Origin of the sequence: Metabacillus sp. 113a (genome assembly GCF_050107635.1) — a bacterium.
In the GTDB taxonomy this organism is placed as follows: Bacteria; Bacillota; Bacilli; order Bacillales; family Bacillaceae; genus Metabacillus_B.
Genome location: NZ_JBNILJ010000003.1, coordinates 123693 through 135542 on the forward strand (window position 1 = coordinate 123693; position 11850 = coordinate 135542).

General features: G+C 46.1%; 10 protein-coding genes. 1 reads left to right on the forward strand and 9 read right to left on the reverse strand.

What is annotated here, in order from left to right; translation table 11 throughout:
• Positions 1 to 38 precede the first annotated feature (38 nt).
• The 8 genes from ACQCVE_RS06870 to zapA all read right to left on the reverse strand — a co-directional run bounded on the left by ACQCVE_RS06870 (position 39) and on the right by zapA (position 9215).
• Positions 39 to 812, reverse strand: coding sequence for an enoyl-CoA hydratase (locus ACQCVE_RS06870; protein ID WP_426862219.1), 774 nt, complete (start codon positions 810 to 812; stop codon positions 39 to 41).
• Positions 813 to 831: 19 nt separating this feature from the next.
• Positions 832 to 1422 (reverse strand): TetR/AcrR family transcriptional regulator, encoded by a 591-nt coding sequence (locus tag ACQCVE_RS06875; RefSeq protein WP_426843684.1) that lies wholly within the window; start codon positions 1420 to 1422, stop codon positions 832 to 834.
• A gap of 133 nt (positions 1423 to 1555) precedes the next feature.
• A complete protein-coding gene (locus ACQCVE_RS06880) occupies positions 1556 to 3238 on the reverse strand; it encodes an AMP-binding protein (RefSeq protein WP_426843809.1) in 1683 nt (560 codons plus the stop codon).
• 573 nt (positions 3239 to 3811) lie between these two features.
• A complete protein-coding gene (locus ACQCVE_RS06885) occupies positions 3812 to 4216 on the reverse strand; it encodes a DUF350 domain-containing protein (RefSeq protein WP_426843683.1) in 405 nt (134 codons plus the stop codon).
• Positions 4217 to 4234: 18 nt separating this feature from the next.
• A complete protein-coding gene (locus ACQCVE_RS06890; protein ID WP_426862221.1) occupies positions 4235 to 6601 on the reverse strand; it encodes an endonuclease MutS2 in 2367 nt (788 codons plus the stop codon).
• 20 nt (positions 6602 to 6621) lie between these two features.
• Positions 6622 to 8343 carry a DNA polymerase/3'-5' exonuclease PolX gene (gene polX, locus ACQCVE_RS06895; protein ID WP_426862223.1) on the reverse strand — a complete coding sequence of 574 codons (1722 nt, stop codon included), beginning with the start codon at positions 8341 to 8343 and terminating at the stop codon, positions 6622 to 6624.
• Between the two features lie 60 nt (positions 8344 to 8403).
• Positions 8404 to 8949 carry a CvpA family protein gene (locus ACQCVE_RS06900; protein ID WP_426843680.1) on the reverse strand — a complete coding sequence of 182 codons (546 nt, stop codon included), beginning with the start codon at positions 8947 to 8949 and terminating at the stop codon, positions 8404 to 8406.
• 8 nt (positions 8950 to 8957) lie between these two features.
• Positions 8958 to 9215 carry a cell division protein ZapA gene (zapA, locus tag ACQCVE_RS06905; RefSeq protein WP_426843679.1) on the reverse strand — a complete coding sequence of 86 codons (258 nt, stop codon included), beginning with the start codon at positions 9213 to 9215 and terminating at the stop codon, positions 8958 to 8960.
• A 123-nt stretch (positions 9216 to 9338) separates the two neighbouring features.
• Between zapA and rnhC the strand changes: the two genes are divergently transcribed.
• Positions 9339 to 10277, forward strand: coding sequence for a ribonuclease HIII (gene rnhC / locus ACQCVE_RS06910; RefSeq protein ID WP_426862225.1), 939 nt, complete (start codon positions 9339 to 9341; stop codon positions 10275 to 10277).
• Between the two features lie 122 nt (positions 10278 to 10399).
• Here rnhC and ACQCVE_RS06915 read toward each other — a convergent pair whose 3' ends face one another.
• On the reverse strand, positions 10400 to 10903 hold the full coding sequence (locus ACQCVE_RS06915) for an N-acetyltransferase family protein (RefSeq protein ID WP_426843677.1): 504 nt from the start codon (positions 10901 to 10903) through the stop codon (positions 10400 to 10402).
• Positions 10904 to 11850: the final 947 nt, after the last annotated feature.

Here is an 11850-nt window from a genome sequence, read left to right on the forward strand (position 1 = left end):
ACGCTTCCATTGTACGGCCGGGGAAAGCCCCCGTCCAATCATTCTCCCTTGAACTGAGGCGGGCGCTTTTCAAGAAACGCCTGAATTCCCTCTTTAGCATCCTGCTTATCAAATACTTCTCCAAACAGGGCTGCTTCTCTTGCCATCCCTTCCTGGTAAGAAGAAGACTTCCGGATATTCAGCAATTCGATAACAGCTTTGAGGGTATTTGGGCTTTTTAAAGCCATTTTTCCTGCCAGCTGTTTAGCTTCATGCAGCAGCATCTCATCCTGCACTGCCTTGTTGGCGAGTCCAAGCTGCGCAGCTTCTGCTCCGGTGATCGGCTCGCTTGTAGCCATCATTTCGAGAGCCTTTGCTTCTCCAACATAGCGCGGAAGACGCTGAGTCCCTCCAAAGCCGGGAACAAGGCCGAGCTGCAATTCAGGAAGGCCGAGCTTTGCATTTTCAGTAACGATTCGGATATGGCAGGACATGGCAAGCTCGAGACCGCCTCCAAGAGCTGCTCCATGGATGGCAGCAATCACCGGCTTGCGGAAGCTTTCAATCCTATCGAACAGTTCCTGTCCTTTAGCTGCCAGCCTCGAAAATTCCTTTCCAGACTCGACCTTTGTAAATTCTTTAATGTCAGCCCCTGCGGAAAAAAATTTCCCCTCTCCATACAGCAAAATGGCCCGGATCGAAGGGTCATGTTCCGCATCCTCTATAAATGCAGCCAGCTCCTCTAAAACATAGGAACCAAGTGCATTGGCAGGAGGATTATCAATTTTCACGATAGCGACGTATTCTTCTTTTTGTACGGATAAATATCCCACTGTACATCCTCCTGAATGGTTAAGATTGATTGTTTCCAAAGCCATGGACAATCATATGATGAACCTTTCCGGCTAAAGCCATCAGGTCATACTTTTCTTCATTCATTACCCAGGTGGTGACGATTTCGTCGATGGTCCCGAAAATCATTTGTCTTGCAAGCCGCAAGTCGAGATCTTCCCTGAACTCCCCGGACTCAATCCCCGTTTGAATGATGGAATCTACAACATTCAAGTATCCTTTTAGAACTTCATTGATTCTTAATCTGAGATCCTTGTTTGACTGTCTGAGCTCCAGCTGGGTAACGATCGCCAGATGGTGATCTTCTGAAAGGAGCGAAAAATGCTTTTCAATCAGGACGTACAGCTTATCAGCCGCTCTGGATTTCCCTGACGTTTCCCCTTGAATCTTTTCGATGAAGAGGCCCATTTTTTCTTTAAATAGAGAAACCAGAATATCCTCTTTGTTTTTAAAGTATAAATAAATGGTCCCGTCTGCTACACCGGCTTGCTTTGCGATTTTGGAAACCTGGGCTTGATGATAGCCGTTTTCAGCAATCACAATCACTGCCGCGTCAATAATCTGTTTATATTTCGGTTTGTTTTGTTTCAATGGACTACCTTCCTTTTCGAAAATGAATGAATCATCATTCATATTTCCATAATAGTAAATCCTTCAGGAAGTGTCAAGCATTATGATGGGGCAAGGGAAATTTCTTCAAAGAGAAATTCCCCTCGAACGTTCCTTAATTTGCGTTCTTTAGTTTTTCCTTTTCTTCCTCAACAAGCGTCCTTCTTAAAATTTTTCCTACGGCCGTTTTAGGAAGCTCGCTCCTGAACTCATATATTCTAGGGACTTTGTAGGCGGCAAGGTGTTTTCTGGAAAAAGTGTCCAGCTCTTCCTCTGAAATTTTTGCTCCATCCTTCGGCACTACATAGGCTTTAACCGTTTCTCCGCGATATGGGTCAGGAACCCCGGCTACCACTACTTCCTGTATTTTATCATATTCATAGAGAATTTCTTCTACCTCGCGGGGGTAAATATTATAGCCGCCAGCAATAATCATGTCTTTTTTCCGGTCAACTATATAAAAATAACCCTCTTCATCCATATAGCCAATGTCTCCTGTAAACAGCCAGCCATCCTTCAATACGGCTTCCGTTTCCTCAGGCTTGCCCCAGTAGCCCTTCATAACCTGGGGACCGCGAACGATAAGCTCACCCTTCTCCCCCGGTTCTGCCTGGCTGCCCGTTTCCTGTGACAGAATCATCGCATCTGTATTCGGCCAAGGAACGCCGATGCTGCCTCTTTTCCTGCGTCCCCATAGAAAATTAGAGTGAGTCACAGGGGATGCTTCAGACAGTCCATAGCCTTCTACAAGCTTTCCGCCCGTTTCGTTTTCGAACCGTTCCTGTACTTCAACCGGCAGCGGAGCAGAGCCGCTGATGCAGCTTTGAACAGAGGATAGGTCGTATTCTTTTAAATCCGGATGGTTCAGCAAAGCGATATAGATTGTCGGAGCTCCCGGAAAAAGCGTAGGCTTTTCTTTATGAATAGCCTTAAGCGTGTCTGTGGCATCAAATTTGGGCAAAAGAATCATATTGTAGCCCTCAGTAATCGATAAATGCATAACGGTTGTCATTCCATACACATGGAAGAACGGCAGAAGACCTAAAACCTTTTCCTCTCCGTGCCGGCAATTGTACATCCATGCCGAGCACATGACCGTGTTTGCCGCTATATTCTTGTGCGTTAGCATTACACCTTTTGGAAAACCGGTCGTGCCTCCTGTGTATTGAAGCAGGGCGATGTCTTCAACCGGATCTGCAGCCACGCTGGAAAACTCAGCCGGAGACTCTTTCATGATGACAGAGAATAGATGGGTCGTTCCTCCGTGCTTAACATCTACTTTTACCTTTGTTTGCTTGCGCTGAACAAATGGATAAAGCAGATTTTTAGGAAAAGGAAGGTAATCCTGAATCTTTGTCACGATGACGTGCTTCAGCTTTGTTAACGCTTTCACTTTAGAAACCCTTGGAAAAAGCAAATCCAGTGTAATGAGGAATTCAGCCTCGCTGTCATTCATCTGATACTCAATTTCTCTTTCTGTGTATAGCGGATTGGTGGAAACGACGATTCCTCCCGCCATCAGCACAGCATAATACGAAATAACCCCCTGAGGACAGTTTGGAAGCATAATCGCTGCCCGGTCCCCCTTCTTCATCCCCTGTTTTTGAAGATACCCGGCCAGCTTTTCAGCATCCTTGAGCAAGGCTGTGAAGGTCATTTTTTTTCCCAAAAAGCTGATTGCGGTCTTATCCGGAAACTTTTCTGCCGTCTCCAGCAAATAGGTTTGAAGCGTTTTCGGCTCAAAATTCAAAGCTTGCGGAATTTCTGCCGGATAATGCTCCAGCCACGGCCTGATCATATCCACCATTCCCATTTCCCCCTTGTGCCTTTATGACTTTCGGCTTATGCATTCATTATAACAGTATATTCAGAAATTTAAATATATTCTCTATTGCGTCCTGATGTTTTCTTTTAATCAGGCAAAGGCTGCTGGCAATGCTGGATTGATCTCCTAACCAAATGCCACTCCGGCTGGCTCTTGATTGGCTTCCCATATAGACCTTACTTAATGGTGGGATTTGTTTTCCGGATTACAGCATACATAGAGGATTACCCGATTTAAGGGGGAGGGACTTGTTGCAGTTTTTGAATGCAAATTATTGGTGCATTGCCTGGATCGGGCCATAATGCACATTAAATTCGCGCTGGAAAACGGCTTCGGCCGGCCGAATAAACACGTGTCCGCGGTATGCTGCTTTCTTCAGCTGGAGCACCTTGTTCAAAAGCAGCACAAAAAAATGCTCAGAGCCTGGCTCTGAGCACGGGTTTAAAGGTGGATCATGCAAAAAATATCAGGTAAAGAATCCCGATGGCGATAAAAATTCCGCATACGGCAAACAGCACTTTAGCTAAAGTTTTCATACTAAACCCCTTAAATGTTTGATCCGATTACGTAAGATAGTCCTATAGAAATAACCATAGATATGAATCCAACCGCTCTGTTATCCTTTTCAATTTCTTCATCGATACGGAATTTAGGTGTAAGGAACTCGTAAATAAAATAACCGAGCAGCAGGAGCAAAAAGCCGTAAAAGCCCCATCCGACCATTTCAAACAGGGAGTTGTGCTGTTCGATGGAAAAACGGAAAATGTTGGCGATCCCGAAGATCTTTCCTCCTGTCGTCATAGCGACAGCGATGTTTCCGTTTTGGATTTCATCCCAGTTTTTGTATTTGGTAACCAGTTCAAAAATCGACATGAATACAATCATACATAAGACGACTACACTGTAATAGGCTGCTGTTTGGACTAGCTCATTCTCCCAGAAAGGATTCATCTTGAGTATCGCCTCCCCTTATTTGAGTTCTACGATGGTGACACCGCTGCCGCCTTCTCCGGCCTCTCCAAAACGGGTGTTTTTTACACTGCGGTGATTTTGAAGAAGTTCCTGCACTCCTTTTCGCAATACACCGGTGCCTTTTCCGTGGATAATGGATACACGGGGATATCCGGCAAGTACTGCATCATCCAAATATTTTTCAACTCTGGAAATGGCATTCTCAAATCGTTCTCCCCTAAGGTCAAGCTCTAAGGAGACATGATAGTCCTTTCCTTTAATCGTAGCAAGCGGCTTCTCTGTGACCGGTTTAGGTCTGCTCATATATTGAAGATCGCTTTCCTTGACCTTCATTTTTAAAATTCCGATTTGCACATGCCATTCCTTGCCTCCTGATTTTTCAAGAAGGATTCCCTTTTGTCCGAAGCTGAGCACTTTAACCTCGTCTCCCGGCTTAAGGGTGTGGTCAGCTTTTGGCTTTTCTTTCTTCTTTTGGGAGGCTGATTTGGCAAAGACCGGCTGAGCTTCCTCCAGCCGTTTTTTTGCGTCTATAAGTTCATGCTCTTTTACCGACGCGTGCTGTTCCTTCTGAAGCTTGCGCAGATGGCGGATGACTTCTTCTGCCTCATTCTTTGCTTCTTCCAGCCTTTCAGCTGCTTTTTTTTCGGCTTCTTCAAACAGCCTGTCCCGCTGTTCATTAAATTCCTGGATTTGCTTTTGCAGCTCTTTATGAAGGGCCTCTGCATCTTTACGGAACTGTTCAGCCTCGTTCGCTTCCGCTTCTGCTGCTTTTTTGCTTTCTTCGAGAGAGGCAATCATCGTATCGACTTCGTTGCTTTCCGCGTTCATGTTTGAACGGGCATATTCAATAACATGTTCAGAAAGACCAAGCCTTCTGGAAATCTCGAACGCGTTGCTCCGCCCTGGAACCCCAATCAGGAGTCTGTAAGTCGGACTTAGCGTTTCTACGTTAAATTCTACGCTTGCATTGACCACACCATCCCGGTTGTAGCCATATGCTTTGAGTTCAGGATAGTGGGTTGTCGCAACGACCGTGGCCCCTCTTCCATACACCTCATCCAGAATGGAAATCGCTAAAGCCGCTCCTTCCTGCGGATCGGTTCCCGCTCCAAGCTCATCAAATAGAACGAGGCTCCGATTGTTGGCTTTCTTTAATATATCCACAATGTTGACCATGTGGGAGGAGAACGTGCTCAGGCTTTGCTCGATGGACTGCTCATCCCCGATATCGGCATAGACAGAGTCAAAAACAGACATTTCACAGCCTTCCGCTGCCGGCACCTGAAGCCCGGATTGAGCCATGAGGGTGCACAAACCGATGGTTTTTAGAGTGACTGTTTTTCCTCCTGTATTCGGACCTGTTATAACAATGGTTGAGAACGCATCCCCCAGCAAAATATCGTTAGCTACAACTTCATCCGGGTCCAGAAGCGGGTGTCTTGCCTTGACCATGTTCATGTAGCCTTTATCATTTAACACTGGACGGGATGCTTTGATCGATTTTGCATAACGCGCTTTTGTAAACATAAAATCCAGCGCACCCAATACATCGGTATTGTTTAAAATGATATCGGCTTGGGCAGCGATTGCCTCTGAAAGCTCGCGCAGAATCCGCTCAATTTCCTGCTTTTCTTTCACTCTGGCCTGCTGAAGCGAGTTGTTCAGATCCACTACGGCCTGCGGCTCGATAAACAGAGTTGCACCTGAGGAAGATTGATCATGAACAATCCCGCCATAGGATGAGCGGTATTCCTGTTTAACAGGAATGACAAACCGGTCGTTCCGGATTGTAATGATGGCATCAGAAAGCATTTTTTGAGCAGAGGAGGAACGAATCATTGATTCAAGCTTTTGACGGACTCTTGATTCAAGGGTCCTCAGCTGCTGCCGCAGCGAGCGGAGCAGGTCGCTCGCGTGGTCAAGAATCTCTCCGTTGTCATCCACACACTGATTGATTTTCTTTTCCAAATCAGTCAGCGCTTCAATCATGAGTGCCTTTTCTTCCGAGTACGGAATTTCCAGCACCTCATCCTCCACCAGGTCAAGAATGAACTGTTTCATTTGTCTGCCTGCATAAAGCACCCCTGCTGTGCTCATGCATTCCTGCGCACTCAGCACTCCGCCGATTTTGGCTCTTTTCAGGCTCGCTCTTATATCTGTCAGCCCTCCAAATGGGGCGTGGCCTCTTAGTCTTAATATATCCGCCGCCTCGAAGGTCTCCTGCTGCCACCGGTCTGCCTCTTCCAGATCGTTTGCCGGGAGCAGCGCGCCCGCTTTTTCCTTCCCTAAAGAAGATGCGGCGTGGTTCATGAGCTGCTGTCTGATTTTATGAAATTCTAAAACGTGTAATCCCTTTTCCTGCAACGTGCAGACCTCCCAGATTCTCAGGAATGATGTCTGTTCAGAAATTGCTTGAGCTCATTCAGTTCCCAAGTGTTTAAGACATTTTCCCCTTTTACATTTCCTTTTATTGCTGTTGAAACTCCAATCGGCATGTGCTCCAGCATTTCAACACTGTGAGCATCCGTATTAATGACAATTTTAACGCCTGCTTCCTGCGCCTTCCGTACATGACCTGCACTTAAATCAAGCCGGTTCGGATTCGCATTCAGTTCCAGTGCCGTATCCGTTTCTTTAGCAAGGCGGATCAGCATGTCTATATCCACATCATACCCTTCCCTCCTGCCGATAAGCCGGCCAGTAGGATGGGCGATAATATCAACGTGATGATTTGTCAGGGCCGATTTCAGCCTCTCCATGATTTTTTCCTTCGGCTGGGAAAAGCTTGAGTGTATAGACGCAATGACAAGGTCCATCTCCTGAAGTAATTCATCATCGTAATCAAGTGTTCCGTCTGGCAGGATATCCATTTCAACACCTGCCAGAATCGTAAAATCATCAAATCCAGCATTCAAACGGTCAATTTCCTTCCGCTGTTCCCTCAGTCGTTCCGGCGTCAGACCACCGGCTACCTTCAAGTATTGGGAATGGTCGGTTATCGCCATATAGCGATACCCTTTTTCACGGCAGGCATTAGCCATTTCCTCAATGGTAAAGGCCCCATCACTCCATGTGGAATGCATATGGAGGTCCGCCACAATCCGGTCATGCGACACGAGCTCCTCCGCTCGAACCGGTTCTTCGACCTCTTTCCCGTCCTCCCTGAGCTCGGGCGGGATAAAAGGCAGCCCGAAATGGGCAAAAAAGGCGGTTTCATCCGCGAAGGTTTCGATTTTTCCCGACTCCAGATCTTCCACTCCGTATTCACTTATCTTTTTCCGCTGTTCCTTCGCAAGCTGCCTCAACTTGACGTTGTGATCCTTAGAGCCTGTAAAGTGATGCAGGGTTGTGGCGAATTCTTCATCTTTTACAATACGGAAATCAGCACTTACTGTAAAATCATAGGCAAGCTCCAATGAAACTTTTGTATCACCGCCGGCAATCACTTCCCCTTTATTAGGGATTTGCAGAAGGTAATCCCGGACTTTATCCGGGTGGGACGAAGAGATGATAAAGTCGAGATCCTTGATCGTTTCAGCCATTCTTCTCATAGAGCCCGCCCTCGAAAAGCGGATGATATCAGGACACTCCGCCAAATATGACTCAATATCCGCAGCAATCGGCAGCATAAAAGCCAGGGGAAGTCTTTCCGGTCTTTTTCCCATATCCTCAAGTGCGGCCATAATTTTTTCCTCGGTTTTCGTTCCAAAGCCTGCAAGGGCCTGAACCTTATGGTCAAGACAAGCTTTCTTTAGTGACCCTGCCCCGTCCACTCCCAGTTCTTTATAGAGCTTGGCAATCTTTTTGCCTCCAAGTCCCGGCAGCTTTAAAAGCGGCACGAGTCCTTCAGGAACTTCTTTTTTCAGCTGGGTGAGTGCATCCGATTCCCCGGTTTGGATAAACTCCTCAATCACTGCCGCTGTCCCTTTTCCGATTCCGGCAAGCTTTGTAAAATCATCGATCGAGCTCAAACTGCGGTCATCCTGTTCCAGCGCATTCGCCGCTTTGCGGAACGCGGATATTTTAAACGGATTCTCGCCCTTTAATTCCATGTAAACTGCGATCGTTTCAAGCAGTTTTACGACGTCCTTTTTATGTACAGCCATCTGGCAGCACCCCTTTAATTATCATTAAACATGGGAAAAAAACCTCTCATTCTGAGAAGTTTACGGCTTTCCTGTATATTGAATCCAGAGTTCATTCACCTTGTCAGAGAAATAGGGAGTGTGGTGAACGATCGTGTTGGCCAGCGCAGAATTTTCCATCGCATTCTGGACATTTTCCATCGGCAGCAAGCCTCCGGCAAACAAGAGAATAAATACGATAAGGTATATTTCCGCAAATCCGAGAATAGCCCCTCCCCACCGGTTCAGGTGCTTTAGTACCGGCAGCATGGCTACAAAGTCAAGCATGGACCCGATGATTTGCGTGACAATTTTCGTTCCAAAGAAAAGAATCGCGAAGGCGATGGCCCGGTAATAGGCCTCCTCCAGCTGCCCACCCGTAAAAAATGAAATTGCAGCCTGTCCTTCCCCCATAGAAGGGTAAGGAATCCACAGTTCCAGCTTGGGGGCTAAATCATCATAATATAAATATGCTACAATGTAAGCAGCAATAAATCCGGTCAGATGAACGAGCTGCATAATGAAACCCCTTCTCAAGCCGGTTAATATACCAAATAGCAGGACTACTGCCAGGATAAGATCAAGCATACTTTCATTCAATCCTTTTCTGAAAGCTTTCTTTCCAGAAGCTCATATTCTTCTTTTAATTTTAAGTATTCATGCACTACATTCACCGCTGTCAAAACGGCCAGTTTGTTTATGTCTAAAGAGGGATTATGGCTGTTCATCTCCCGCATTTTGTCATCCACAATGGAAGCGACAAGACGCATATGGCTTGTGCTTTCTGTACCTATAATGGAATATTGCTGACCATATATATCAACATTCGTTTTAGTCTTTGAACGATTCGACAACGTACATCCTCCATTCCTCGGAATCCTAATCTTTATCATAACACGTTTATTTCTGAAATGGGAAGCAGTCCGGGGCACGATCACATCGAAAATCCGTAATTTACCAGGGAAGGAAGAATCCACTTGTCACATTCTGTAATACAGGCCAATTCAAAACTGCTCGCTGAAGCAGCAAACTATTATAAAAGCCATTCCGCTGCTAAACTGCCCGCGGGAGCTGTGTTTTCCGCTAAAGTTGACGGCTGCACCGTCACCGGGTACAAATCCGGCAAAATTCTCTTTCAGGGAAGCGCCGCTGAGACAGAGGCCCGGCGCTGGGGAGAATCGAATCCGGCCAAGCCCGCCAAATCCGCTGCCAAAACCGTAAACGGATTTGCTCCGCCTCCTAATATCAGCGAGCTTTCTGCGATCGGTTCAGACGAAGTCGGAACCGGCGATTATTTCGGCCCGATGACCGTTACGGCTGCCTATGTCAGCCGGGAGAACCTCCCCCTCATAAAAGAAATGGGAGTCCGGGACTCTAAAGGCCTTAAAGATCCCCAAATTATTGAAATAGCCAAAAATCTCATCCATGCCATTCCATACAGCCTTCTCGTCCTGAAAAATGAGAAATACAACGAGCTGCAAAAAAAGGGCATGACTCAGGGAAAAATGAAAGCCTGGCTGCATAACCAGGCAATCCGGCATTTAATGGATAAAATCAATCCTGAAGAACCAGAGGCCGTTCTGATTGATCAGTTCGTCGATCCGAACATTTACTACAGCCATTTGAGAGGCCAAACCTTTTCGAAAAAAAATACATACTTCAGCACGAAAGCAGAGGGCATCCACCTGGCCGTAGCCGCCGCATCCATTATTGCCCGCTACTCGTTCGTTAAAGAATTTGATAAGCTTTCCAAAAAGGCGGGCATGACCCTTCCAAAAGGGGCAGGTAAGCAGGTTGATGAAGCAGCCGCAAAACTGATCAGCAAGCAGGGGGAACAAGTCTTACATACATACACGAAAACCCATTTTGCGAACACCCAGAAAGCTTTGTCCCTATTAGACCGGAAGCGTCCGTAGGAGAGCCTGAAAATAAAACAGCGGGATTGATTAAAATAAAAGCAGCGGGATTTCTAACTGGAAATCCGCTGCTTTTAATTTTGCTATGAGGTTGCGGCTGTCTCTTTCTTAATATAAGTGAATTATATTTCTTTATAAAAAATTACGGTTGTGTGGAGTGTTCCATCTGCTGACTTTGCATAGTTCGGGATTTTCCCTGCTGCTGTATACCCGAGTGAATGATAGAGCTTATTTGAGGGCGCTCCTTCTCTCGCATCAAGAACGAGCAGCGACCTTCCCTCTTCCTTTGCCCGCTGTTCTGCCTTTTCCATGAGAAGGCGGCCTATTCCCCTTTTTCGATAAGCGGGATGGGTCATCAGCTTTGCAATTTCTGCGCGATGGAGCCCATTTTGCTTAGGAGAAAGATGCAGCTGGACAGAGCCTGCAATTTCCCCGTTCACCTGAACGGCCAACAATAGCAAATTCTCACGCGTAAGGCCCAGCCAATATTCAGCTGCAGCTGCATCACTCATAGGCGGAAGAAACCCGAGTGAAGACCCCTCGTTAACTACGAGTTTTAGCATCGCTGCAAGTCCATCCAGATGGTTTGCCGCTTTAATTTCTTTTACAGCCTCATTCATGTTCATGAACTGCCCCCCTGATTAAGAAGATAGCTTGATTGTATGTAAGATCCGGTTCTATGTCACTCTTTTTTACACGTTTGCATAATTCTTGCTGATGAGTGAGAACGCCTCCGGAAATGGATGATTATCTAGCTTTCTTATGGAGGGCTGCTCAGGATGTCATGCCATCGGAACGGTTGCTGTATGCGATCGCATTTTGTTTACCCTGTGCTGCTTCGATCTGTTTTACCATTAAATCGATTCAAATCGGTCAGTCGGTGAGTCGTAAGAACAGCAATTTTATCGGTAAGACTGGGCGTACACCGTTTTTGCCGGCGCTTTTGAGGTTTTTTGAGGTTTTGTGGGATTTTTTGAGGTTTTGAGTGGTTTTTTGAGGATTAGCTTCATTTTTTGTGTCTCGGTTGTATTTTTGGGGCCTGTTTTTTGAGGTTTTAAGCTGTACAGGGAGTGGAATCTTTATTTTTCGGCCTGAACGGATGCTTGTCAGGTCGAAGTATTGTCCTGCTTTTAATTTATTGTCCGTACTTTCGTTTTATTGTCCGTACTTTCGTTTTATTGTCCGTACTTTCGTTTTATTGTCCGTACTTTTAATATAAAGACTTTTCGACAGAATTCGCCAAAAACTGCCCTCCCCACCCACTTCTTCTATAAACCCAGCACACCGCCGCATTTAGGTTTTAAGCTGTACGGGGGAGTGGAATCTTTATTTATCGGCCTGAACGGATGCTTGTCAGGTCCGGTATTGTCCTGCTTTTAATTTATTGTCCGTACTTTTATTTTATTGTCCGTACTTTCTTTTAATATAAAGACTTTTCGACAGAATTCGCTACATACTGCCCCCCACCCACTTCTTCTGTAAACCCAGCACACGGCCGCATTTAGGTTTTAAGCTGTACGGGGGAGTGGAATCTTTATTTATCGGCCTGAACGGATGATTATCAGGTCCCTGT